Raw genomic sequence first — 24,133 nt, 5'->3', positions numbered from 1 at the left:
ATAGAAATGAGTAAAGAATTAGTTCAAGCCATGCAGGTATTAGAAGAAGAAAAAGGTATCTCTGCAGATGTCATCAAAGATGCTTTAGAATCTGCCTTGGTTTTAGCTTATAAACGGAATTATGACCAATCCCAAAATGTGGAAGTGGTCTTTAATGCGGATAAGGGAACGATAAAGGTCTTCCAAGTGAAAAAAGTTGTGGAAGAAGTTAATGATCCTAATGAAGAAATCGCCCTCAGTGATGCGCTTGATATTCATAAAGCCTATGAATTAGATGACACCATCAAATTTGAAATTACCCCTAAAGATTTCGGACGGATTGCAACCCAAACAGCCAAGCATGTTATTTTGCAACGCTTACGGGAAGCAGAACGCAATATTGTTTATGATGAGTATATTCAATATGAAGATGAAATTTTGAATGGCACGGTAGAACGCCAAGACAATCGCTTTATCTATATAAACTTAGGCAAGATTGAAGCGGTCATGCCAGTGCGGGAACAAATTCCAACAGAAGAATTAACCATGGATCAACGGGTGAAAGTGTATGTTTCTAAAGTCGACAAAACCAATCGTGGGCCACAAATTATTGTATCGCGGGCACATGCTAACTTCTTACGTCGGCTCTTTGAAAACGAAGTGCCTGAAATTTTCAACGGGATTGTAGAAATCATGTCCATTGCTCGTGAAGCAGGTGACCGGTCTAAGGTGGCTGTACGGTCTCAAGATAGTCAAATCGATCCAATCGGTACCTGTGTCGGAGCAGGGGGAGAACGGGTTAATACAATTGTGGCCGAACTTAATGGGGAAAATATTGATATTGTTGAGTATGATGATGATCCCGCTCAATTTATCAAAAATGCAATGAGCCCTTCACAAGTCATTGATGTCGTCTTCAATGATCCTGAAAATCCTAACCACTGTATCGTGGTAGTGCCTGATTATCAATTATCCCTCGCTATCGGTAAAAAAGGCCAAAATGCCCGTTTAGCTGCCCGTTTAACTGGTTACAAGATTGATATTAAGTCAGAAAGTGATTTCCAAGTTTACCAAGAAGAAATGGCCAACCAAGACCTAACGAGTCAGGAAGTCGATATGATGGAAGGTCAAGAAGTCCTAGCCGCAGATGCTAGTATGGTAGAAGATCCAGTGACTGAATCACTCGAAGTCGTCGAAAATATGGAGGAAAATCCAGACTTCGAAGATATTATTGAAGATGAAGAAGCTACTGAGTCAGATGAAATTTTAGACTAAGCTAATTGAGGAGCGAAATGAAATGACCCAGACTAAGAAAACTAAAAAAATTCCCATGCGAAAATGTGTGGTTTCTGGTCAAATGTTTCCCAAAAAAGAATTGGTTCGGATTGTAAAAACACAAGACAATGAAGTCTTTATTGATCCAAGTGGTCGTAAAAATGGTCGCGGCGCTTATATTGCTTTAGTGCCTGAGTATGCAGAAAAAGCCCGAAAAGAGAAGTCTTTTAATAAAGTGTTCGGCATTAATATTGCAGACGATTTCTATGACCAACTCTATGAATATGTAGACCATCAAAAGGCCAGACAGGAATTACTATGAAAGCAAGTGAAAAAGAATTAAATATGTTAGGCCTCTGCCAAAGAGCAGGCAAATTAGTGTCAGGAGACGAATTAGTAGAGAAAGCGCTGAAACAAGGCAAAGTTCATGTCCTAATTTGTGCCTCAGATGTCAGTGTTAAAACACTAGACCGCTATCAAAAGTATAGCCAGGCCTACCAAGTACCACTAAATACCCATTTTAATAAAATCCAATTGAGTCATGCTATCGGTAAAAGCCGCAGTCTTTGTGGTATTCAAGATAGAGGAATGGCTAAGAAATTTTTATCATATACTACTGGAAGTGAGGAAACTATATGATAATCGACTAATAGGAAGGTGATTATATGACGTCAATGCGTGTCTATGAATTCGCGAAACAACATAAACTAACAAGTAAGGCTGTCTTAGATTTAGCAAAGAAGAACGGGATTGAATTTGCTAGCCATATGTCTTCAGTTTCTGAGGAGAACCAAAAGAAATTACAGGACCTAGTTCAAGGAACAGCACCAAGCAAACCAGCACCAGAAAAAGCTAGTTCCAAAGCTAAAGCTACTCCAGTAGACAAGGCAAAATCAGAAAAACAGGGCTCTCAAGCTCAGCCAAAAGCTTCTTCTAAACCAGAACAAGCTAAAGCTAAGGCGGGTCAAGGATCAGTTAAAGCCAGTGCAAACAAAGAAGCGGCTAAGGATAATAAGACGCATCAAGTTAAAGATCATAAGCCGACAGCTGACCAATCTAAGTCCAATCAAGGTGATTTTCAAAAAAATAATTCAAATCAAAGAAATAATAACCAACGAAATAATAATCAACGAAACAATAACCAGGATAACGGCTCTGGTCGGTCTAATCGTCGTCGTCGGGGAAATCGCCGTCGTGGTAACCAACAAAATAATCAAACTCCATCTAAAGGTCTTACTCAACGGAAACATAAAGATTTACCTGAAACTTTTGAATACTCAGAAGGGATCAATATTCAAGATATCGCTAAGGTATTTCACCGGGATGCCACTGAGATTATTAAGAAACTCATGATGTTAGGTGTTATGGCTAACCAAAACCAAGCCTTATCCAAAGATGTGATTGAATTAATCGCGATGGAATATGGGGTAGAACCGATTGAAAAAGTGGAAGTAGATAAGTCTGATTTGGAACTCTACTTTGAAGAAGAAATTCCAGAAGAAGCTAAAAAAATACGCCCACCTGTTGTTACGATCATGGGACACGTTGACCATGGTAAAACGACCTTACTTGACCAGTTACGTCATACCTCTGTAACGGCTGACGAAGCCGGCGGAATTACCCAACATATCGGAGCCTACCAAGTTGAGGTCGATGGTAATACGGTAACCTTCCTAGATACACCAGGACATGAGGCTTTCACCACCATGCGGGCGCGTGGTGCTGATGTGACCGATATTGCTATTATTGTTGTGGCGGCTGATGATGGGGTTATGCCTCAAACTGTCGAAGCCATTAACCATGCCAAAGCAGCCGATGTACCAATCATTATTGCAGTTAATAAGATTGATAAACCAACAGCCAATCCAGACCGAGTTAAACAAGAATTAACCGAATACGGTATTATTCCAGAAGATTGGGGCGGCGAAAATATCTTTGTTGAGATTTCCGCTAAGATGAACTTGAACTTAGATGAATTATTAGAAATGATTCTCTTAGTGGCAGAAGTCCAAGAATTAAAGGCAGACCCTAACCGGATGGCTATTGGATCTGTAATTGAAGCTCGTCTTGATAAGTCACAAGGCGCGACAGCTACCTTACTAGTTAAAGAAGGTACCCTTAAAGTCGGGGACCCTATTGTAGTGGGTAACACATACGGCCGCGTTCGTACCATGACCAATGACAAAAACCGTCGCATTAAGACAGCTGGTCCGGCGACTCCGGTCGAAATCACAGGTCTAAATGATGCCCCTCAAGCGGGTGACTTATTCGTTGTCTTTGAAGACGAAAAATCTGCCCGGGCAGCCGGTGAAGAAAGAGCCATGCGGGCCCAAGAAGCCCAACGGAATTCAACTAAGAAGGTCACTCTTGATAACTTATTTGAAAGCCTACAAGAAGGCGAATTGAAGTCTGTTAATGTAATTATTAAGGCGGACGTTCAAGGTTCTGTTGAAGCTCTTGCTGCTTCTTTACAAAAGATTGAAGTTGAAGGAGTTAAAGTTAATATTGTCCACAAGGCTGTCGGTGCGATTAACGAAAGTGATGTCACTTTAGCTAATGCTTCTGGTGCCATTGTGATTGGCTTCAATGTTCGTCCAACAGTTCAAGCGCGTCAATTAGCAGATCAAGAAGAAGTGGATATTCGTTCATATCGAGTTATTTACAATGTGATTGAAGAAATTGAAACCGCCATGAAGGGTATGTTAGACCCTGAATTCGTGGAAGAAGTAACGGGACAAGCTGTGGTACGTGAAACCTTTGTGGTTTCTAAACTTGGTACGATTGCTGGGGCATTTGTGACCGATGGCTACATCGAACGTTCTGGTCAAGTCCGCTTAATTCGCGATAATATTGTAATTTTTGAAGGCGATATTGCTAGCTTGAAACGGTATCAAGATGATGTCCGTGAAGTGAAAAAAGGCTTTGATTGTGGTTTGATGATTGAAAATTACAATGATATTAAAGTGGATGATGTGATTGAAGCCTTCCATATGGTCGAAGTAAAACGATAATAAAGGAGGACCCTCAGCTATGGCTAAATATCGGGTCGGACGTGTCCGTCAAGAAATATTACGGGAAGTCAATGAAATTCTCTTACGTGAAATCAAGGATCCACGGGTTGAAGGTGTGACGATTACTGATGTCGATTTGACCGGGGACCTACAACACGCTACTATCTATTATTCAACCTTATCTGACTTAGCAGGTCAGCGCCAAAAACAACAAGCTGGTCTTGAGGCTGTGACCGGTAAAGTCCGATCAGAATTGGGGAAACGTTTGAAGATTTATAAGACACCTGAAATTCGTTTTGAACGAGATGCATCAGTTGATTATGGTAATAAGATTGATTCCTTACTAAATCAACTTAAAAAAGATGAATAGTATATGCTTATAATAGGGGCAGGCCAGGAAAATCTTTGATTTTCGGCTTGCCTTTTTTGCTGGCTTTTGCTAGTTAAGGGAGTTGAGACTGGGGGGAACAAGCATAAATTCTTGACTTGGCTCTAAAGTAAAGAAAAATAAGCCGTGGATTCTTGAGTTCTTTTAAAGTAAAGAAAAATAAGCGGTGGATTCCTGAGTTCTTTTAAAGTAAAGAAAAATAAGCGGTGGATTCCTGAGTTCTTTTAAAGTAAAGAAAAATAAGCTGTAGATTCCTGAGTTTTTTTAAAGTAAAGAAAAATAAGCCATGGATTCCAGACTTATCCCAAAGTAAAGAAAAATAAGCTGTGGATTCCTGACTTCTTTCAAAGTAAAGAAAAATAAGCCATGGATTCCAGACTTATCCCAAAGTAAAGAAAAATAAGCGGTGGATTCCTGAGTTCTTTTAAAGTAAAGAAAAATAAGATGTGGATTCCAGACTTATCCCAAAGTAAAGAAAAATAAGCCGTAGATTCCTTACTTTGAGATTAAGTGAAGAATTTTTGCGCTGGCTCGATTAACTTATCCTGAAGCTTATATAAAAAGTGACCCCATTGCGACCGACACTTGGAAAAATCAACAAGTCTCAGATTCAGGGCAAGTGCCAATAGCCTTATTATTAGACATTTGATATAATAAGTGAGTATTTGCAGAGGAGGGTGCGTATGACTTACCATGGAATTCTTCCCATAAATAAACCTAAGGGTATGACCAGTCATGATGTGGTCTTTAAAGCCCGGAAACTACTAAAAATGAAAAAAATTGGCCATACTGGCACACTGGATCCCGATGTTGAGGGGGTCTTGGTCCTCTGTCTTGGCAAGGCAACTAAATTGGTCAACTATCTAATGGAGTCACCCAAGGCTTATCAAGGTGGCATCTTCTTAGGACAGGCGACCGAAACGGAAGATGCTTCTGGAGCAGTGATTGCCTCGCAACCGGTCTTAAATCCGCTGACCGACGCCCAAGTGGACCAGGCTATGGCTGCTATGACCGGAGAAATCCAACAGATTCCGCCTTATTATTCTGCGGTGAAAGTTAAGGGAAAACGACTTTATGAATATGCCCGCGCGGGTCAAAGAGTAGAACGCCCGGTTCGCCAGGCTCAAATCTATGACTTCCAGCGTCAGGGCGCTACCCTTTATGACCCGCAGGACCAAAGTCAAAGTTGGAATTTCCAAGTAACCTGCTCAAAAGGAACTTATGTCCGAACCTTGGCAGTAGACTTAGGCAAGTCTCTGGGCTATCCTGCTCACATGACTTGGTTGCAAAGAACCATGGCAGCCGGATTCAGCTTAGACCAGACCTATAGTCTAGCTTGGTTGGATCAAGCCAGCCCTAGCCAAATTGAAGCCGCTATTTATTCTTTGGACCATGTGAAGAAGATTCTACCATGGCTAGCATTAAAGCCAGACCAGGTTTTCTCCATCCAGCATGGTCAAGTAGTCGACCAAGACTTTTTTGACCAAGACCTGAGTCAGGCTACCGCCCTCTATTACCAAAATCAGTTATTAGCGATCTATGGCCCTCATCCCGACAAGGCTGGCCGCTTGAAACCCTTTGCCATGTTTCCCGACCTGTAGATTTGCCTAGAAGAAAGGAATACTATGCAAGTTATTGAAATTACTCATCCTTATCATCCAACCGATATTGTTGACCAAGACATCGTCTTAGCCCTAGGATTTTTTGATGGGGTTCATTTAGGCCACCAACATGTGATTAAAGTGGCTCAGGCCTATGCCCAAGCTCAAGACCTACCTTTAGCCGTGATGACCTTTGACCAACAGCCTAAGATTTTCTACTCTGAGTTAAAGGCCAGTGAGGTGGAATATGTTTCTAGCAACCAACGCCGGACTGAATTGTTTGCTGAATTAGGCGTAGACTATCTCTATATGGTCCACTATTCTCATGAATTTGGTAGTCAAAGTCCGCAAGCCTTTGTGGATGATTATATGGTGGGACTCCATGCAAAAATCGTGGTAGCTGGCTTTGATTACACTTATGGTCCCAGTCATCTGGCTAATATGCAGACCCTGCCTATGCATGCTAAAGGCCGTTTTAAAGTAGTAGAAGTTCCTGAATTACAAGTGCAAACCCATAAGGTAGGCAGTCGCTTTATTCTCGATTATTTAAAAGAAGGCCAGCTCGACCAGGCTAATTTAGAATTAGGCTATATTTATCAGACTCATGGTAAAGTGATCCATGGGGAAAAAAGAGGGCGGACCATTGGTTTTCCCACGGCAAATATTCAACATTTTGGCCAACAGGTTATCCCCAAGATTGGTGTCTATGTGGTGGCGATTAAGGTTGAAAATATTTGGCACCGAGCAATGGCTTCCATTGGTTATAATGTGACTTTTCCGGGTGACAGGGGTCTTTCAATAGAAGTTTATATTCTAGATTTTGCTCAAGATATCTATGGGCAAGAAGTGGATATTCGTTGGTACCATTATTTACGCGGTGAAATCAAATTTGATTCAGCTCAAGGTTTGATTGATCAGTTGAACCAGGATAGAGAAGATACGATTCTTTATTTCCAAGCCCATCCAGATTATCAAAGGGAGGATAGTCTAGCCCATGAAGAAACAATTGATTAATATTTTCTTAGTAACCCTAGGATCTTTTATTTATTCAGTCGCCATTTCTTCCGTCATTATTCCTAATAATTTAGGGGAAGGTGGCGTTACTGGGATTACAGTCATTCTCTATTATTTATTTTCTATCCCACCTTCTCTTACTAACTTATTGATTAATGCAGGAATTTTGATTTTAGGCTGGAAGCTTTTAGATCGTTTGACCATTTATTATACGATTTTATCCGTGGTCCTCTTGTCCTTCTTCTTACGCTATGTGAATCTAGGACAATTTATGCCAGGCAATAGTTTTGTGTCGGCCATGTTAACCGGAATATTAATTGGTGTGGGCCTAGGACTTGTGATTCTTGGTCATGGTACCACAGCCGGTTCGGATATTGTGGCCATGATCTTTAAAAAATACTTTGGCATTGCGGTGTCGTCAACGATTCTAATTTTCGACGTGATCGTAGTGGGCATCCTCTTTTTTATTATCGGATTGGAAAATGGGTTGATCACTTTAACAGCAATTTTTATCACGTCCTATATCCTCAATTATATTTTAGAAGGTTTGAATCCTAAGAAACAATTAATCATCATCTCCAACCATAATAGTGAGATTGCAAAAGCCATCCAAGATAAAATTGGACGGGGGATTACTGTTTTTCATGGCCATGGTTTCTACACACGACAAGACAAAGAGATTCTTTATGTAGTGATTAATCGGATGCAATTAGTTCCGACCCAACGGATAATTAACCGAATTGATCCCAGGGCCTTCGTTACTGTGTCCTCCATTCAACAAGTATATGGTGAAGGTTTTTCCTTAAGTATTGAACCTAAACAAGATTAAAAAAGTAAAATTAGCACTCTATACAAAAGAGTGCTAATTTTTTTAGTCTTTTTGAAGGTAAGTCCTTGACAGGGGCTAGGCTAGGGTGTATTATAATGACAGTTAGCACTTAGGTAATTAGAGTGCTAATGATAAAAGAGGTGATTTTATGTTAACGCCCAGGCAAAAGCAAATTTTGTCACTCATAATTAAATACTATGGGTTAGAAGAGGAGCCAATTGGTTCCAAAACATTACTAAATCGCTCAAAATTAAATGTTAGTCCGGCAACCGTCAGAAATGATATGTTAGCCCTAGAAAATGAAGGCTATTTATTAAAAGCCCATTCTTCTAGTGGTCGGATTCCTTCCAATGATGGTTATCGTTTCTATGTCAATCAATTGATGGCAATGAAAGAGGGTCATAAGGAAGACGGCAAGAGTCCCAATCCTTTCTCCCAATTAAGACGGGGTAGTAAGTATAATGACTTTGAAATGGCTAAGTTAGCCGCCGATATGTTGGTTTCTTTAGCAAACTATCCAGTCTTTGTTTTAGGCCAGGACTTAACGACCTATCATTTCGAGGAATTTAAATTATTTGCACTGGATGATGAACGAATGATGGCTGTTTTGATGACAGACCAGGGACGGTTAGACAATATCGTCTTTCATACTCCCTATAACTTGTCAAGTGATCAAATGGACCGGGTGGTCGATATCATGAATCAAGAACTAAAAGGATTTAACTTAGAAGATGTCTATCAACGGATGAAATTAACCATTCCCTTTGCTTTGCAGCGGGCCACTGGTTATCAATTGGATTTCTCTAGTCTGATTGAGAAAATTCGCACCAGTCTAAAACGTCATCACTTTAATGTTTCAGGACGCAATTTAATTTATGATTTTTTGAATCCTTTGATGGGAAAAGAATCCATCAAGGATTTAATGACCCTAGTAGATGGTTCGAATCCAGTCTATCAAGAAATTGAAAATTATCCCCCTGGGATAAATGTTCTGTTTGGCTTTGAATATTCGCCATCAACCTTATCGAGTGTGTCAATGATTTCAACCACATACTTGACCAATCAACAGAAGATATCGATTGGCCTGATTGGACCTAATACGATGGGATACAATAAGATTATTCAATTATTCCAACAAATGACGGCCGCACTGTTTAATTATTAATTAAAGGAGGGATTCCATGACACAAGCAGAAGAAAATAAAGAAACTGTAAAAAATACTGAAGAAATAGAAGTAATAACACAGGCAGAAGAAACTGAAGCAAAACTTGACGCGGAGGCTCCTGGGGTAGAAACTCCAGAGGAAACTGATGCAGACCAAGCAAGTGATTCAGATCCTGTCGCTGATTTACAAGCTCAAGTCCAAGACTTAGAAAATGAAAAAGCTGGGTTAGAAGATAAGATTCTTCGACTTCAAGCAGAAATTGCCAATATGAAACGGATTAATGTCCGAGAACGGCAAGATGCCGCTAAGTTCAGATCACAGAACTTAGCCCAAGCACTCTTAGAAGGTATTGATAACCTAGAACGTGCCTTGGCTTTAGAAACTGAGTCAGAAGAAGGCCAACAAATTATTAAGGGTGTGGAAATCGCCCACAAACAGTTGTTGGAAGCTTTTGATAAAGAAAATATTCATGTGATTGACCCCTTGAATCAACCCTTTGACCCTAACTTCCACCAAGCAGTTTCAATGATGCCTGGACAAGAAGGACAGGAGAGTCAAACGGTCATTCAAGTTTTACAAAAAGGTTATGAATTAAACGAACGTGTATTACGTCCAGCCATGGTTATCGTAGCACAATAATAAAAAGGAGAGATTATATTATGGCAAAAATTATTGGTATTGACTTAGGTACAACAAACTCTGCAGTCGCTGTCCTTGAAGGTGGCGAAGCTAAAATTATTCCAAACCCAGAAGGTAACCGTACGACTCCTTCTGTCGTTGCATTCAAAAATGGTGAAATCCAAGTTGGTGAAGTAGCAAAACGTCAAGCAGTAACCAACATGGATACTGTTTCTTCCATTAAACGTTACATGGGTGAAGACCACAAGGTTGAAGCCAATGGTAAATCTTATACTCCTCAAGAAATCTCAGCCATGATTTTACAATATTTAAAATCTTATGCTGAAGATTATCTAGGTGACAAAGTCACTCAAGCGGTTATTACCGTACCTGCTTACTTCAATGACGCACAACGTCAAGCCACTAAAGATGCTGGTAAGATTGCTGGTTTAGAAGTTGAACGGATTGTCAACGAACCAACTGCCGCAGCTTTGGCTTATGGTCTTGATAAAACTGAACAAGAAGAAAAAATCTTAGTCTTTGACTTGGGTGGCGGTACCTTCGACGTATCTATCCTTGAATTAGGCGATGGAGTCTTCGATGTCCTTTCTACCGCTGGTGATAACCATCTAGGTGGGGACGACTTTGATAACAAGATTATTGATTACTTAGTGGCTGAGTTTAAGAAAGAAAACGGCATTGACTTATCAACTGATAAAATGGCTATGCAACGTTTGAAAGATGCCGCTGAAAAAGCTAAAAAAGACTTATCTGGTGTCACTCAAACTCAAATTTCCTTACCATTTATCACAGCTTCAAATGCTGGCCCATTACATATGGAAACTAGCTTGAGCCGCGCTAAATTCGATGAATTAACCGCTGATTTAGTTGATCGGACCAAGGCTCCTGTTCGCCAAGCTCTTAAAGATGCAGGTTTAGGCCAAAATGAAATTGACCAAGTTATCTTAGTCGGAGGTTCAACCCGTATCCCAGCTGTGGTTGAAGCCGTTCGTAAAGAAACTGGTAAAGAACCTAACAAATCAGTTAACCCAGATGAAGTAGTTGCCATGGGTGCTGCCATCCAAGGTGGGGTTATCTCTGGTGATGTGAAAGATATCGTCTTACTTGACGTGACTCCATTATCTTTAGGTATTGAAACGATGGGTGGTATCTTCACCAAATTAATCGATCGTAACACGACTATCCCAACCAGCAAGTCCCAAATCTTCTCAACTGCTGCGGATAATCAACCAGCTGTTGATGTTCACGTTTTACAAGGTGAACGTGAAATGGCAGCTGATAATAAGACCTTAGGTCGTTTCCAATTAACTGATATTCCTGCCGCACCACGTGGTATTCCTCAAATCGAAGTAACCTTCGATATCGATAAGAACGGTATTGTGAATGTATCTGCTAAAGACTTAGGTACCCAAAAAGAACAATCCATCACCATTAAATCTTCTACCGGTTTAAGTGATGAAGAAATTGATCGTATGGTTAAAGATGCTGAAGCCAATGCTGAATCTGACAAGGCTCGTCGTGAAGAAGCTGACTTAAGAAATGAAGTTGACCAATTAATCTTCACTACAACTAAGACCCTCTCTGAGTTAGAAGGTAAAGTTTCTGAAGATGAAGTCAAGAAAGCAGAAGAAGCCCGTGATGAATTGAAGGCTGCGGTTGAAGCCAATGACCTAGAACAAATGAAAGAAAAACGCGATAAATTATCTGAAGTTGTCCAAAATCTTTCTGTTAAGTTATATGAACAAGCAGCTGCTGCGCAACAAGCCGCCCAAGCAGATGGTGGTAACGCAGATGCAAGTGCCTCTGATTCTGATGACACAGTCGTTGATGCTGAGTTTGAAGAAATGGACGATAATAACTAATAATTTAGTTTAGCTCTTACCAAGGGTGGGACGACAAAGGTTTTTGCCTGGCAAAAGCTTGCTTGTCCCACTCTCTTTGGTAAAATAGACTAGAATTGTTAGAAAGAAGGAGGTCAATATGGCTGATAAACGTGATTATTATGAAGTCTTAGGCGTGTCCCGCGATGCGTCGGACGCAGAAATAAAAAAGGCCTACCGTAAACTATCCAAAAAATATCATCCTGATATTAATAAAGAAGCAGGCGCCGAAGAAAAATTTAAAGAAATTTCTGAAGCTTATGAAATCTTATCAGATAGTCAAAAACGGGCGGCTTATGACCAATATGGACATGCTTCAACCGATCCTAACTTTGGTGCCGGTGGCTTTGGTGGCTTCGGCGGCGGTGGTTTCTCTGGTGGATCCTTTACTGGTTTTGATGATATCTTTGAATCATTCTTTGGTGGGGGCGGTGCAAGCCGGAATCCAAATGCACCTCGCCGAGGTGAAGACTTGCAATACCGGGTGGACTTAACCTTTGAAGAAGCGATTGCCGGTAAAGAAACAACCATTACCTATAATCGGAATGAAGAATGTCATACATGTCATGGTGACGGGGCTAAACCAGGAACTCATGCTCAAACGTGTTCTAAGTGTCGCGGCCGCGGTACCATCCAAGTGGAACAAAATACTCCATTTGGCCGGGTCATGACTCAACGGGTCTGCGATGTCTGTGGTGGTACGGGTAAAGAAATTAAAGAAAAATGTCCAACCTGTCATGGATCTGGTATTGAAAGCCAACAACATACAGTTAAAATTACCGTACCTGCCGGTGTGGAAACTGACCAACAAATTCGCCTAACCGGTCAAGGGGAAGCGGGTAAAAATGGTGGCCCTTATGGTGACTTATATGTTATCTTCCGGGTCGCTGAAAGTAAAGTCTTTAAACGTCAAGGCACAGAAGTCTATTTAGACTTACCAATCTCCTTTGCCCAAGCAGCCTTGGGGGATGAAATTGAAGTCCCTACGGTATCAGGCAAGGTTAAATTGAAAGTCCCTGCGGGTACCCAAACGGGAACCAGCTTCCGTCTAAGAGGTAAGGGGGCACCTTCGGTCCGTGGAAATCATGTTGGGGACCAACATGTGACCGTTAAGGTCATGACACCGAAGAAATTATCTGACCGAGAAAAACACTTATTTAAGGAATTAGCTAAAGAAGCAAACCAGTCGGTTAAGGTCCAAGATAAGGGCTTTTTCGATCGGATGAAAGATATATTTGATGACAAATAATTAGACTGTTAAAAAGTTTGGGTCCTAGCTAAAGGTAAAGGACCCAAGCTTTTTATTTTTAACTTGCCTTTGACAAATAGATTGTCTGTGATAGAATGAATGTGTAAAATTTCAAACAAACCCAGGTGCAAGGTGGGTTATGATTATTGTCTCAATAGTCAAGACGAGCACCTGCCTAATTGACTTTGAGTCAGTTAGGCTATTTTTTTGGATATTTATGTGAAACTATCAACATGAGGTGACCTATGACACAACTAATTGCGACGGTCGAGTCGCTCGACCAAGGAAAAAAATTACTAGAGGCTGGGGTGGATATCCTTTATTTTGGTCAAGATCAATTTGGTTTACGGCTGCCTTATTCTTTCAGCCGGGAAGACCAAGCGACTTTAACGAATATGGCCCATGCCGCCGGAAAAAAAGTATCGATTGCCGTCAATGCTATTTTCCATAATGAAGGGCTTGAAGCTGTACCAGACTATTTATTATTCCTCAAAGAAATCGGAGTCGATTCTATTTCGGTAGGCGACCCAGGGGTAATCCAAATTATGAAGGACCCCAAGTATCAACTGCCTTACCGTTATGATGCACAAGTGTTAGTGACTTCCAGTCGCCAGATCAATTTCTGGGCTGAACGCGGTGCGATTGAAGCAGTGGTAGCGCGGGAAGTGCCGCGGGCTTCCTTGGAGAAATTGGCACCCAAGGTCAAAATCCCCTTAGAATTTCTAGTTTATGGTGCAACTTGTATCCATCAGTCTCGCCGACCCCTCTTGCAGAATTACTTTAACTATATTAAAGAAAGCCAAGAAGTGACCAAAGACCGGGGCCTTTTTATCTCTGAACCCAAGAAACCAGACTCTCATTTTTCTATCTATGAGGATTACAATGGTACCCATATTTTTGCCAATAATGATGTGCTCTTAGCCCAACACTTGCAAGAATTAAAAGATATGCCGATTGGCGTCTGGAAGCTGGAAGGGCTTTTTGCCCCGGGCGATAACTTTGTGGCAGTGGCTGAACTTTTTGCCCAAGCCCGGGACAAGGTTGATGCGGGGGCTTGGACTCCTGAAGAGGGTCAAGTTTTAGAAAATGCTGTCCGAGCCTTACATCCACCAAAACGCGACTTAGACACTGGCTTCTACTTATACGATCCGGATTATGTCAAATAGGAGGTAACAATGAAACAATTAAAAAAACCTGAGGTTCTTGCACCTGCAGGTACCCTAGAAAAATTAAAAACTGCCGTCATTTATGGAGCCGATGCTGTCTTTATTGGTGGTGAAGCCTATGGTCTCCGGTCACGGGCGGGCAACTTCGGATATGATGAAATTGATGAAGGGGTGCAGTTTGCCCATGAACGAGGCGCCAAGGTTTATATCACCGCTAATATGGTAACCCATGAAGGAGATGAAGAAGGGGCCGATCGTTTCTTCCAAAAACTATATGAATTGGGTGTGGATGCGGTCATTGTCTCCGACCCAGCCTTAATCGCTATCTGTGCTGAAGCAGCACCTAACTTACCGATTCACTTATCAACCCAAGCTTCGGCCGCTAATTATGAAACGCTCAACTTCTGGGCAGAAGAAGGCTTGGAACGAGTTGTCTTAGCCCGGGAAGTATCCATGGCTGAAATTATGGAAATGCAACAGCATGTCGATGTAGAAATTGAAGCCTTTATTCACGGGGCTATGTGTATTTCTTATTCTGGTCGTTGTGTTCTCTCCAACCATATGGAACGGCGGGATGCTAACCGGGGCGGTTGTTGCCAATCTTGTCGTTGGAAATATGGCCTCTTTGATATGGATTTTGATGGTAACCGGAATTTTATTACCCATGGCGAAAAAGACCCTGATTGGGAACCCTTCTCAATGTCTTCAGTGGATATGTCTATGATCCATCATATCCCTGACCTTATCGAAGCAGGTGTCGATAGCCTTAAGATTGAAGGTCGGATGAAGTCTATCCATTACGTTTCTACTGTGTGTAATGTTTACCGGGCCGCGGTTGATGCTTATTGTGCTGACCCAGAGCACTATGTAGTGAAACAAGAATGGGTCGATGAACTCTGGAAGGCGGCCCAACGAGAATTGGCTTCTGGCTTCTATTACGGTATTCCCAGTGAAAATGAACAACTCTTCGGTCAACGGCGCCGGATTCCTGGCTATGCCTTTGTCGGCCAAGTCCTAGGCTATGACCCTGAAACCCAAATGGCCACCATCCAACAACGGAATAATTTCAAGGTGGGAGATATCATTGAATTCTATGGCCCTGGCATGCGTCACTTTGAACAAGTTCTGAGTCAAATGTGGGATGAAGATGGCAATGAAATTGAGGTGGCGCGTCACGCCATGATGACTGTCCGCTTTAAGGTCAATCATCCCGTCCAAGTCAACGATATGATTCGGAAGGAAAAACCAGAAATCAAAGTCAAAACCCGGCCCCGGCAAAGGGTGGCCAGTCGTCTATGAGCCAGCAAGATAAGCTCTCAGTCAAAATAGCCCTTATTTTAGCGCTTTTAATTTATGGCTTGAGCCTGCTTTACCTGGCTAGCTTTCTTCACTTAAGTCAGGTCAATGGGGCCACTGTTATGGTGCTAGCGACCTTTGTGGCTTCGGTCCTTTTGTGGATTTTTGTGGCGACGGACTGGTCTTCCTTACTAGCCATCTTGGCCTTGGGTCTTATTCCCCAGGTGGGGGTTGCTAAGGCAGCCAGTCTGTCTTTGGGCAGTACCACCTTTGCTTTTCTTTTCTTCACCTTTATTGTAACCTACGCCCTGAGTCAAATGACTTTACTGAAACGGTTTACTTGATCTTAGCCATCTTAGCAAGTACATTCATCTTTTATCCTTTAGCTCAATTATTATTTTAGGAGGTACTTATGTTAGAAGCAGAAAGACAAAGAATTGACCAGATTGACCAAGAAATTGTAGCGCTCTTTGAGGCGAGAATGGAAACGGTCTTGCAAGTCGCCCAGTATAAATTAGACCATGACTTACCAGTGCTCGATGCCAGTCGAGAACATTTGGTGATTGAAAAGGTTAGGGGCAAATTAAATAATCCCGAATTAGCTCCTTATCTGACAGAACTTTATCAGACTATGATGGCGCAGTCACGGGCTTATCAGAGTCAGTGGTTAGATCATCAGAAATAGAATAATAAAGTAAAAAGTCAGTCAAGCTGGGAATGTAATTCCTAGTTTGACTGGCTTTTCTTATTTTTATAAATTAATTCAATTGAAATTTATCAGATAGGTTAAAACGTTGGCTTAATTTGGCCAGCATGTCTTGGGTCATCTTATCCAAGTCATAGTGGGCCTCAAAGCCCCATTCGGTTTCAGCTGCCGAATAATCCAGCCTATTCGGCCAAGAATCTGCAATGGCTTGACGAACTGGGTCCACATCGTAATCCATGACAAAGTTAGGCAAGTACTTGCGGATGGATGCGGCAATTTCTTCCGGTTCAAAGCTCATGGCTGAGATATTAAAGGCGTTGCGGTGGCTTAATTGGTGTTCCGGTGCTTCCATCAAGTCGACAATGGCTTGGAGGGCATCCGGCATATACATCATATCCATCTTGGTGCCTGGGGCAATGAAGGAAGTATAGGAACCATCGATGACTGCCTTGTAGTAAATATCCACAGCATAGTCAGTGGTGCCGCCCCCTGGTGGGGTTACATAAGAAATTAAACCTGGGAAGCGGACGCCTCGGGTATCCACACCAAAACGATGGTGGTAGTAATCACACAAGAGTTCGCCCGATACCTTGGTCACGCCATACATGGTAGTAGGCCGTTGTAAAGTATCTTGAGGCGTGTCATCTTTAGGTGTCGATGGTCCAAAAGAACCAATCGAAGACGGGGTAAAGAACTGGAGGTTCAATTGACGGGCTACTTCTAAGGCATTGACCAGGCCGCCCATATTGAGGGACCAAGCTATTTGTGGTTTTTCCTCAGCCACTGCCGATAATAGGGCAGCTAAATGCATGACGGTATCCACTTGGAATTCTTGGGCCAAGCTTAAGAATTTGTCACCATCCATTACATCCAAGGTCCTAAAATTAGGATGTTGGCAAATAGGATTATTTTCAAGGTAACGTAAGTCAGTGGGAACGATATTTTCGGGCCCATAGTCTTGGCAGAGTTTATTCACTAATTCGGAACCAATTTGACCTAAGGCTCCGGTAACTAAGATACGTTCCATTGGGCACCTCCTAGATAATGCCTAGTTCACGGCCGACTTTTTCATAGGCATCCACAGCTTGATCAAGCATAGCTTGGGTATGAGCTGCGGTCGGCATATTCCGTAGCCGACCGGTGCCTAGGGGAACAGTTGGGAAGACGATGGATTTAGCGTAGACGCCTTCTTCGTAGAGTCGTTTGGTGAATTTTTGGGTAAGATTTTCATCACCCACAATCACAGGGGTAATTGGGGTTTCAGAATGGCCAGTATTAAAACCAAGAGCGGCTAATTTTTCTTTGAGGTAGGCTGCGTTTTGCCATAATTTCTCATTTAATTCAGTCGATTGGGTCATAATAGTAATGGCTTCTTTAGCGGCAGCCGCATCGGAAGGGGTTAAAGAAGTAGAAAATAAGAAAGGACGGGCCGCAACTTTGAGCCAGTCAATCAAGTCTTTGGAACCAGCCACATAACCACCGACCACGCCAATGGCTTTTGATAAGGTTCCGATTTGGAAGTCAATTTCTTTAGCCAAACCGAAGTGTTTAACCGTTCCAGCCCCTTGACCCATAACGCCAGACCCATGAGCATCATCCACATAGGTAATTAAGTCGAATTCTTTGGCAATTTCCACGATTTCAGGGAGTTTGGCTACGTCGCCATCCATGGAAAAGACACCATCGGTGATGTACATGATTTTATTATAAAGGCCAGATTCACTAGCTTCTTTAGCCTTGGCTCTGAGGTCAGCCATATCAGAGTGTTTTATCCGGATAATCTTAGCGCCAGATAAGCGGCAACCATCAATAATAGAAGCATGGTTTAATTCGTCTGAAAGGATGGCATCGTTTTTGTCCATCACGGCTGAGATGGCACCCATATTACAGTTGAAACCAGATTGGAAGGCAATCGCTGCTTCAGTACCTTTGAACTTGGCAATCGCTTCTTCAAGTTCTTGGTGGATCCGTTGAGTCCCGTTGATGGTCCGGACTGCACCCGCGCCCACGCCGTATTGGTCCGCAGCAGTTTGACTGGCTTTGATAAGCCGGTCATCGGTTGCTAGGCCTAAATAGTTGTTAGAAGACAGGTTCACTAATTCCTGACCTTCAATTTGAATCATGGGACCATTGGCTCCGTCTAGGATTTGGATTTCGTTATAAAGACCACGGTCTTTTTTATCTTGCAGGGATTTTGCGAGATAATCTTTCAATAATTTACTCATGAATGAGCCTCCTTTATTTACAAGTCACTCTTATTATACGTTTCTTTGGATACCCTTACAACCGATGACCAATTAGAAATCGCCGAATTTTCATAAAATTTTCATGAGAAGTATTTATTTACTTGATAAAGTAAGCTTGATTATAGGTAATTGACTGGGTCAGACTTGAGGCGGAGTTCAAGTAGTCCTTATTTTGTTAAGATATTAATGTCCATTATTGTATGTATTAAGGGAGGAAAAGAATGGAAATAATTGAAAAATATAAAAAGTTTATTATTTTAGCTATTTGTTTAGGACTGGCATGGTTTTCTTTTGCAGTGGTGTCCCAGTCAGAAAAGGTAAATGAAATTAACCAAACGGCTGTAACGGCTTTGGATGAGAAAAAGGATACTGTCTTGACCCTAACCGCTTTGTCAGGTACAACGTCAACAGCAATCACTTTGTTACCTGGAGATGTGGGCGGTCCTTTAGCTGAGAATATTGCGGATATTGCCGACTACTTATTGATTGTTTTTGGTGGGATTTGGGTGCAAAAGTATCTCTTGTCGATTACGGGTAATTTAGCTTTTAGGTGGCTGATGCCAATTGCTTTGACGCTTTTAGGTGTGAGTCAATTTATCAACCGTGAATCGGTTAAACAAGTGGCCCTTAAAGTCTTAATCATGGCCGGCTTAGTCTTTGCAATTATTCCAGGATCAATTTATTTGACTGATCAAATTGAGGCTTCTTATGATACCACGATTCAACAAAGTATCGACTCAGCACAGTCTGCCACTAACCAGGCTCAAGCTAATGAAGATAAAAATATTTTTGAAAAAATTACAAGTGCATCGACCGATTTATTAAAACAATTTGAGGATGCACTTGGTAACATGGTTGATTCAGTGGCGGTCTTGATTGTCTCAACCTGTGTGATTCCAATTTTAGTCTTTTTCTTCTTTATCTGGGCTACCAACCAGATTTTTAAATTAAATATTTCCCTACCAGCCTTGCGGGTAAGACATGGCTTTAAAGGTTTAGTAACGCGATTCAAGTAAAATATAATCAAGTAAAGAAAACCATCAACGATGTAATTCAAATCGTTGATGGTTTTTTGATGTTAATTTTGAATTAGGATCCATAATAAAGGTTTTGGGATTGGAATTCGGCTTCAGAGGTAACCATAATACCGAGAGAGCGGAAGGTTTCTTCGTCTGAATGCGATAAAATCACGGTTGAATGGGCTTGTAGATTACGGAGGTGGTTAAGTTGTTGACAGGCAGCATCAGCTGAAGGATTTGTGACGGCTGAGATACTTAGGGCAATTAGAATTTCCTTACAATCTAAGGATTGATGGCGGTGGTTTAAGACATCTTGATTGAGTTTGTCAATGGTTTCTAAGATGATAGGGGGTAATAGATGCATTTTATCTGAAATATTGGCTAATAGTTTGGTAGCATTCAAAAGACAGGCAGCCGCAGCTGTCATCACCTTGCTTTGCTTACCAGTGATAAGTCTACCATCGGCTAATTCAATCGCAACAACAGGTAAATTTTCTTGCTCAGATTTGGCCAGGGCTGCAGCTACACACGGTCGGTTTTTACCTGACAATCCCATTTCATCCATGATATATTTGCCCCGTTGTGTCGCTTCTAAGCTACCAATGCCTCGTTTGTAGTCAGCTTGAAGGGTATAATAACGGCGAATAATTTCTTGCTTAGCTGCTTCTTGGACCACTGCATCATCAGTGATGGCAAAGCCAACTTGGTTGACACCCATATCAGTTGGGGATTGGTAAGAAGTGGCTTGGTCTTGATTAATCTTTGTCAAAATTCGTTTAAGGAGTGGGAAAGCCTCGATGTCACGGTTATAGTTGACGGTGTATTTACCATAGGTTTCCAAATGGAAGGGGTCAATCATATTAACATCTTCTAAGTCAGCGGTTGCTGATTCATAGGCCACATTGACGGGATGCTTCAAAGGTAAATTCCAAACGGGGAAGGTTTCAAATTTGGCGTAGCCGGCACGACGGCCTAATTTAGTTTCATGATAAAGTTGGCTGAGGCAGGTTGCTAGTTTACCAGAATTAGCCCCTGGTGCTGTGACCACCACCAGTGGTTTAGTTGTTTCGATGTAGGTGTTTTGCCCGTACCCTTGTTCTGAGACAATCGTATCTACGTCCATTGGATAGCCTTCGGTATGGCCATGGGTATAGACCTTAAGTCCACGGCGTTCAAGTTTATTTTTAAACTGGACCGCTGAGGGTTGACCTGTAAACCGGGTAATTAAGACAGAATTAATTTGTAGGTCCCAATGACGGAGATCATCGATTAAACGAAGGACATCCCGGTCATAAGTAATGCCGAAATCTCCCCGAACCTTGTTTTGTTCGATGTCACCTGCATAGACACAGATAATGATTTCGGCTTGTTCTTTTAGTTTATAAAGTAATTTAACTTTGCCATCGGGGTCAAAACCAGGTAGCACCCGCATGGCGTGGAAGTCACCAATGAGTTTGCCTCCGAATTCAAGGTATAATTTATCAAATTGGTTGACGCGTTCAAGAATATAACGACTTTGTAACTCTAGATATTTTTCACTGTCGAAACCTTTTTTCATCGAATTTACCTCCTAAAATGTCTGCCAATAAACATCATTCAAGCCATAATTATACGGCAAGTAATTTTTAAAAATCAAGTTATATCCTAAAGAATTAAAGAGAAATTTCTTTAGTTGGGAAATGTTACTTTTCTAGTTAAAAAAAGTAAACATGAGTAAGAAGTCCAGCCCTAGTACTAATAAATTTGATAATAGATTGACCAAGTTATTAGTCATCCAAGGATAGCCTCGGATTAAGTGGCGGTCAGGCCCGGGACTTTCATAGAGGACTTGAGTCTGGTCATCCTGGTAAATTGCTTGTAAGAATTGTCCCATTAGAGAGTCAATGATAGAACAAAGGCAGCCTGATAGAAAAATTAAAAGAAAGGCTGAAAAAGAAATGCCGAAATTGGTTAAAAGACCAGCTAAGCTAGCAATATAAAAGGCTCCACCTAAACTTGCCAGGTTACCAAGGATCGAAACACCTCCTGATAAACCGGGAGCCACTTCTTGGCCACCGACTAGGTATAATGGCGACTTAGAACTTATAATTCCAATTTCTGAGGCCCAAGTATCTGCTGAAGAATTAGCAATCGAAGCGGCCATTAAGACCCACCAGAGTGGGTTGCCTTGATAATAATAACCAGCTAAACAGCCTAAACCTAGGATAGAATTAGCTAAGACTTGTTTGGCAGACCGGCCCTTACTGACTTCAGTTTGGGTCAGGCTATTATCATCGTGATTTAAGGCTAGGGTTTTCTTTATTAAGCTAATTATGATGGAAGCTCCAAAAAAGAAAATAAGAAGAAACCAAGCGGGCCAACCCCCAAAAAGAACATAAAGATAGCCCACAATCGAAGCCGTTATGGCACCCAAACCGGTTAATTTCCGATTAAGATAGGCTCCGATACTTAAAACTAAATTAATTAAGATTGCTAACATTAAGCTACCTTCTTTCTGAATTTTACTGTCCTTATCTTGCCTTAATTATGTCAAATAAACAAGTCTCTCTTTAATGAGAAAAGTTACTTGTATATCCTTTTTGCCATTACCTGTCTTTTTGACAAGCCTATTAAATTATAATAAAATATATAAGCTTTTAGAAAATTTTATAAAGGAGTATAAAAATTGGGATAGCGCCAGGCCTTTGATAATAAAAAGGTGACGAGGATTGAGCTTATCGAAAGATTCGGCGGATGGCTCAGGGTTGTGCGATCCTTAGGATGAGTGAAAAAAGTAAGTGTGAGCTTATAACAGAGACTCGTTTAAGCACCTAGAAGCGATAAACTATTATCGTGAAAAGAGGAACTAAATTATGTGTGGAATTGTCGGATTTATTGGTCAAGGTAGTGTCCAAGAAACCCTAGTCGAAGGCTTACAAAAGTTAGAATACCGTGGCTATGATTCAGCTGGAATTTTTGTATTAAATGATCCAAATGATGGTTATTTAGTCAAACAAGCTGGTCGGATTAAGGAATTACGCGAAGCCGTTGATTTTGATAAACCTGCTAAAGTAGGCATCGGCCATACGCGTTGGGCAACTCATGGGGAAGCGAATGTAACGAATGCTCATCCCCATCTTTCCCAAGATAACCGCTATGCTTTGGTTCATAATGGTGTGATTGAAAACTTTAAAGAAATTAAAGAAGAAGATCTAGCTGGGGTTCAATTCAAAACTCAAACCGACACCGAAGTTGTGGTGGCTTTAATTGCTAAATATGCTCAAGAAGGTTTATCAACCATAGAAGCCTTCCATAAAGCTTTAAAACGGATTGAAGGTTCTTATGCGTTTGTTTTAATTGATGAAGCAGATCCTGAAACCTTATATACGGCTAAGAATAAGAGCCCAATGTTAGTTGGTTTGGGGCAAGATTTTAATGTGGTTGCTTCAGATGCTATGGCTACCATCCAATTAACTCATGATTATCTTGAAATTAAAGATAAAGAAGTGGTGATTGTAACCCAAGACAAGGTGATTATTGAAGACCAAGATGGTAAGCAAGTGGACCGGGCACCGTTTAAAGCTGAAATTGATGCCAATGATTTGGATAAGGGTGCTTATCCTTACTATATGATTAAAGAGATCGATGAACAACCGGCAGTGATACGCCGCTTGATTCAAACCTATAAAAATGATCAAGGTCAATTTGAAGTGCCGGCAGACTTAATCACAGCTATGCAGCAAGCTAGCAACCTTCATATTGTAGCTTGTGGAACCTCTGCCCATGCCGGCTGGGTTGGTAAGACCTTATTTGAAAGCATGGTTGGTATACCTACCATGGTTCATACGGCTTCAGAATTTGCTTATCATCAACCTTTATTAGGTGACAAACCCTTCTTTATCTTCTTGACCCAATCGGGCGAAACAGCAGACAGTCGTCAAGCCTTAGTCAAAGTGAATGAAAAAGGTTATCCATCCTTAACAATTACTAATGTGAAGGGGTCAACCTTATCTCGGGAAGCAGGCTACACCTTATTATTGCATGCTGGACCTGAAATTGCCGTGGCTTCAACCAAAGCCTATACTGCTCAAATTACGGTTATGGCAATTTTAGCGGATGTCCTATCTAATCATGACTATGGTTTTGATATGGGCCATGAGTTATCGATCATTGCGACCGCTATGGAAAGTATTTTGTCAGAAAAGGACACCATTAAAGCTTGGGTTGATGCCAACTTAATGGCAACCCGCAATGCCTTCTATATTGGCCGTCATCTAGACTACTATGTCAGCATGGAAGCCGCCCTCAAATTGAAAGAAATTTCTTATGTGCAAACCGAAGCCTTTGCTTCCGGTGAATTGAAACATGGTACCATTGCCTTGGTGGAATCAGGAACGCCGGTCATTGCCGTTGTGTCTGATCCTACAACGGCAAGCCATACCCGGGGAAATGTAGAAGAGGTTAAGGCGCGGGGCGCTAATGCTATGGTCATTGCCACCCAAGACTTAGCTAAAGAAGGAGATCAATTTGTGGTACCGTCTATTCAAGCTGAATTATCTCCATTAGCAACTGTTGTAGTCACTCAATTAATTGCCTACTATACCGCTTTGGGTCGCGGCTTGGATGTGGATAAGCCACGGAACTTGGCCAAGAGTGTGACCGTCGAATAGGCCTAAATTATTCAATTGCT

At 41.6% G+C, this 24,133-nt stretch carries 22 protein-coding genes; 18 read left to right on the top strand and 4 right to left on the bottom strand.

Annotation, left to right across the window (positions count from 1 at the left end; all coding sequences use genetic code 11):
• Window positions 1-6: 6 nt before the first annotated feature.
• The 16 genes from nusA to HMPREF9257_RS06405 all read left to right on the top strand — a co-directional run bounded on the left by nusA (window position 7) and on the right by HMPREF9257_RS06405 (window position 16,178).
• On the top strand, window positions 7-1,254 hold the full coding sequence (gene nusA, locus HMPREF9257_RS06480; RefSeq protein WP_006418621.1) for a transcription termination factor NusA: 1,248 nt from the start codon (window positions 7-9) through the stop codon (window positions 1,252-1,254).
• Between the two features lie 22 nt (window positions 1,255-1,276).
• Window positions 1,277-1,576: an RNase P modulator RnpM gene (rnpM, locus tag HMPREF9257_RS06475; RefSeq protein ID WP_006418713.1), complete on the top strand. Its 300-nt coding sequence runs from the start codon at window positions 1,277-1,279 to the stop codon at window positions 1,574-1,576.
• Window positions 1,573-1,893, top strand: coding sequence for a L7Ae/L30e/S12e/Gadd45 family ribosomal protein (locus HMPREF9257_RS06470; RefSeq protein ID WP_006418627.1), 321 nt, complete (start codon window positions 1,573-1,575; stop codon window positions 1,891-1,893). Before rnpM ends, HMPREF9257_RS06470 begins: the two co-directional genes overlap by 4 nt.
• Before the next feature lie 26 nt (window positions 1,894-1,919).
• Entirely contained in the window at window positions 1,920-4,265 is a 2,346-nt protein-coding gene (infB, locus tag HMPREF9257_RS06465) for a translation initiation factor IF-2 (protein WP_006418676.1), read from the top strand.
• A 19-nt stretch (window positions 4,266-4,284) separates the two neighbouring features.
• The gene (rbfA, locus tag HMPREF9257_RS06460) at window positions 4,285-4,635 is read left to right on the top strand and encodes a 30S ribosome-binding factor RbfA (RefSeq protein WP_006418638.1); all 351 of its coding nucleotides are present in this window, start codon (window positions 4,285-4,287) and stop codon (window positions 4,633-4,635) included.
• A 701-nt stretch (window positions 4,636-5,336) separates the two neighbouring features.
• Window positions 5,337-6,254 carry a tRNA pseudouridine(55) synthase TruB gene (gene truB / locus HMPREF9257_RS06455; RefSeq protein ID WP_006418609.1) on the top strand — a complete coding sequence of 306 codons (918 nt, stop codon included), beginning with the start codon at window positions 5,337-5,339 and terminating at the stop codon, window positions 6,252-6,254.
• Between the two features lie 24 nt (window positions 6,255-6,278).
• The gene (gene ribF / locus HMPREF9257_RS06450; protein WP_006418623.1) at window positions 6,279-7,268 is read left to right on the top strand and encodes a riboflavin biosynthesis protein RibF; all 990 of its coding nucleotides are present in this window, start codon (window positions 6,279-6,281) and stop codon (window positions 7,266-7,268) included.
• Window positions 7,249-8,097: a YitT family protein gene (locus HMPREF9257_RS06445; protein WP_006418686.1), complete on the top strand. Its 849-nt coding sequence runs from the start codon at window positions 7,249-7,251 to the stop codon at window positions 8,095-8,097. Before ribF ends, HMPREF9257_RS06445 begins: the two co-directional genes overlap by 20 nt.
• A 148-nt stretch (window positions 8,098-8,245) precedes the next feature.
• The gene (gene hrcA, locus HMPREF9257_RS06440; protein WP_006418665.1) at window positions 8,246-9,262 is read left to right on the top strand and encodes a heat-inducible transcriptional repressor HrcA; all 1,017 of its coding nucleotides are present in this window, start codon (window positions 8,246-8,248) and stop codon (window positions 9,260-9,262) included.
• A gap of 16 nt (window positions 9,263-9,278) precedes the next feature.
• Window positions 9,279-9,902 carry a nucleotide exchange factor GrpE gene (gene grpE, locus HMPREF9257_RS06435; protein WP_006418694.1) on the top strand — a complete coding sequence of 208 codons (624 nt, stop codon included), beginning with the start codon at window positions 9,279-9,281 and terminating at the stop codon, window positions 9,900-9,902.
• Window positions 9,903-9,922: 20 nt separating this feature from the next.
• Entirely contained in the window at window positions 9,923-11,764 is a 1,842-nt protein-coding gene (dnaK, locus tag HMPREF9257_RS06430; protein WP_006418707.1) for a molecular chaperone DnaK, read from the top strand.
• Between the two features lie 118 nt (window positions 11,765-11,882).
• On the top strand, window positions 11,883-13,031 hold the full coding sequence (dnaJ, locus tag HMPREF9257_RS06425) for a molecular chaperone DnaJ (RefSeq protein ID WP_006418697.1): 1,149 nt from the start codon (window positions 11,883-11,885) through the stop codon (window positions 13,029-13,031).
• Between the two features lie 245 nt (window positions 13,032-13,276).
• A complete protein-coding gene (locus HMPREF9257_RS09115; RefSeq protein ID WP_006418649.1) occupies window positions 13,277-14,197 on the top strand; it encodes a peptidase U32 family protein in 921 nt (306 codons plus the stop codon).
• 9 nt (window positions 14,198-14,206) lie between these two features.
• The gene (locus HMPREF9257_RS09110) at window positions 14,207-15,496 is read left to right on the top strand and encodes a peptidase U32 family protein (protein WP_006418685.1); all 1,290 of its coding nucleotides are present in this window, start codon (window positions 14,207-14,209) and stop codon (window positions 15,494-15,496) included.
• Entirely contained in the window at window positions 15,493-15,837 is a 345-nt protein-coding gene (locus HMPREF9257_RS06410) for a hypothetical protein (protein WP_006418671.1), read from the top strand. The genes HMPREF9257_RS09110 and HMPREF9257_RS06410 overlap by 4 nt, the downstream gene beginning before the upstream one ends.
• A gap of 68 nt (window positions 15,838-15,905) precedes the next feature.
• Window positions 15,906-16,178 carry a chorismate mutase gene (locus HMPREF9257_RS06405; protein ID WP_006418675.1) on the top strand — a complete coding sequence of 91 codons (273 nt, stop codon included), beginning with the start codon at window positions 15,906-15,908 and terminating at the stop codon, window positions 16,176-16,178.
• A 73-nt stretch (window positions 16,179-16,251) separates the two neighbouring features.
• Here the strand turns inward: HMPREF9257_RS06405 and HMPREF9257_RS06400 are convergent, their stop codons facing one another.
• A complete protein-coding gene (locus HMPREF9257_RS06400; RefSeq protein WP_006418701.1) occupies window positions 16,252-17,226 on the bottom strand; it encodes an L-threonine 3-dehydrogenase in 975 nt (324 codons plus the stop codon).
• 10 nt (window positions 17,227-17,236) lie between these two features.
• A complete protein-coding gene (locus HMPREF9257_RS06395; RefSeq protein WP_006418622.1) occupies window positions 17,237-18,424 on the bottom strand; it encodes a glycine C-acetyltransferase in 1,188 nt (395 codons plus the stop codon).
• A gap of 242 nt (window positions 18,425-18,666) precedes the next feature.
• On the opposite strand from HMPREF9257_RS06395, the gene HMPREF9257_RS06390 reads away from it, so the two are divergent.
• Window positions 18,667-19,461 (top strand): hypothetical protein, encoded by a 795-nt coding sequence (locus tag HMPREF9257_RS06390; protein WP_006418656.1) that lies wholly within the window; start codon window positions 18,667-18,669, stop codon window positions 19,459-19,461.
• Window positions 19,462-19,534: 73 nt separating this feature from the next.
• On the opposite strand, the gene HMPREF9257_RS06385 is transcribed toward HMPREF9257_RS06390, so the two are convergent.
• Both HMPREF9257_RS06385 and HMPREF9257_RS06380 read right to left on the bottom strand, forming a co-directional pair.
• A complete protein-coding gene (locus HMPREF9257_RS06385; RefSeq protein WP_006418619.1) occupies window positions 19,535-21,022 on the bottom strand; it encodes a DUF1846 domain-containing protein in 1,488 nt (495 codons plus the stop codon).
• A 132-nt stretch (window positions 21,023-21,154) separates the two neighbouring features.
• Window positions 21,155-21,943, bottom strand: a complete 789-nt coding sequence (locus HMPREF9257_RS06380) for a DUF92 domain-containing protein (RefSeq protein ID WP_006418667.1) — start codon at window positions 21,941-21,943, stop codon at window positions 21,155-21,157.
• A gap of 373 nt (window positions 21,944-22,316) precedes the next feature.
• Between HMPREF9257_RS06380 and glmS the strand changes: the two genes are divergently transcribed.
• Window positions 22,317-24,113, top strand: coding sequence for a glutamine--fructose-6-phosphate transaminase (isomerizing) (gene glmS, locus HMPREF9257_RS06375; protein ID WP_006418660.1), 1,797 nt, complete (start codon window positions 22,317-22,319; stop codon window positions 24,111-24,113).
• Window positions 24,114-24,133: the final 20 nt, after the last annotated feature.

Origin of the sequence: Eremococcus coleocola ACS-139-V-Col8, from assembly GCF_000183205.1 — a bacterium.
In the GTDB taxonomy this organism is placed as follows: domain Bacteria; phylum Bacillota; class Bacilli; order Lactobacillales; family Aerococcaceae; genus Eremococcus; species Eremococcus coleocola.
The sequence above is the reverse complement of the archived record's forward strand: the minus strand, read 5'-3'. Positions and strand labels throughout refer to the sequence as shown.

Bases quoted from the DNA above. Each gene is read 5' to 3' on its own strand.
- nusA (WP_006418621.1), top strand. From the start codon at position 7: ATGAGTAAAGAATTAGTTCAAGCCATGCAGGTATTAGAAGAAGAAAAA.
- rnpM (WP_006418713.1), top strand. From the start codon at position 1,277: ATGACCCAGACTAAGAAAACTAAAAAAATTCCCATGCGAAAATGTGTG.
- HMPREF9257_RS06470 (WP_006418627.1), top strand. From the start codon at position 1,573: ATGAAAGCAAGTGAAAAAGAATTAAATATGTTAGGCCTCTGCCAAAGA.
- infB (WP_006418676.1), top strand. From the start codon at position 1,920: ATGACGTCAATGCGTGTCTATGAATTCGCGAAACAACATAAACTAACA.
- rbfA (WP_006418638.1), top strand. From the start codon at position 4,285: ATGGCTAAATATCGGGTCGGACGTGTCCGTCAAGAAATATTACGGGAA.
- truB (WP_006418609.1), top strand. From the start codon at position 5,337: ATGACTTACCATGGAATTCTTCCCATAAATAAACCTAAGGGTATGACC.
- ribF (WP_006418623.1), top strand. From the start codon at position 6,279: ATGCAAGTTATTGAAATTACTCATCCTTATCATCCAACCGATATTGTT.
- HMPREF9257_RS06445 (WP_006418686.1), top strand. From the start codon at position 7,249: ATGAAGAAACAATTGATTAATATTTTCTTAGTAACCCTAGGATCTTTT.
- hrcA (WP_006418665.1), top strand. From the start codon at position 8,246: ATGTTAACGCCCAGGCAAAAGCAAATTTTGTCACTCATAATTAAATAC.
- grpE (WP_006418694.1), top strand. From the start codon at position 9,279: ATGACACAAGCAGAAGAAAATAAAGAAACTGTAAAAAATACTGAAGAA.
- dnaK (WP_006418707.1), top strand. From the start codon at position 9,923: ATGGCAAAAATTATTGGTATTGACTTAGGTACAACAAACTCTGCAGTC.
- dnaJ (WP_006418697.1), top strand. From the start codon at position 11,883: ATGGCTGATAAACGTGATTATTATGAAGTCTTAGGCGTGTCCCGCGAT.
- HMPREF9257_RS09115 (WP_006418649.1), top strand. From the start codon at position 13,277: ATGACACAACTAATTGCGACGGTCGAGTCGCTCGACCAAGGAAAAAAA.
- HMPREF9257_RS09110 (WP_006418685.1), top strand. From the start codon at position 14,207: ATGAAACAATTAAAAAAACCTGAGGTTCTTGCACCTGCAGGTACCCTA.
- HMPREF9257_RS06410 (WP_006418671.1), top strand. From the start codon at position 15,493: ATGAGCCAGCAAGATAAGCTCTCAGTCAAAATAGCCCTTATTTTAGCG.
- HMPREF9257_RS06405 (WP_006418675.1), top strand. From the start codon at position 15,906: ATGTTAGAAGCAGAAAGACAAAGAATTGACCAGATTGACCAAGAAATT.
- HMPREF9257_RS06400 (WP_006418701.1), bottom strand. From the start codon at position 17,226: ATGGAACGTATCTTAGTTACCGGAGCCTTAGGTCAAATTGGTTCCGAA.
- HMPREF9257_RS06395 (WP_006418622.1), bottom strand. From the start codon at position 18,424: ATGAGTAAATTATTGAAAGATTATCTCGCAAAATCCCTGCAAGATAAA.
- HMPREF9257_RS06390 (WP_006418656.1), top strand. From the start codon at position 18,667: ATGGAAATAATTGAAAAATATAAAAAGTTTATTATTTTAGCTATTTGT.
- HMPREF9257_RS06385 (WP_006418619.1), bottom strand. From the start codon at position 21,022: ATGAAAAAAGGTTTCGACAGTGAAAAATATCTAGAGTTACAAAGTCGT.
- HMPREF9257_RS06380 (WP_006418667.1), bottom strand. From the start codon at position 21,943: ATGTTAGCAATCTTAATTAATTTAGTTTTAAGTATCGGAGCCTATCTT.
- glmS (WP_006418660.1), top strand. From the start codon at position 22,317: ATGTGTGGAATTGTCGGATTTATTGGTCAAGGTAGTGTCCAAGAAACC.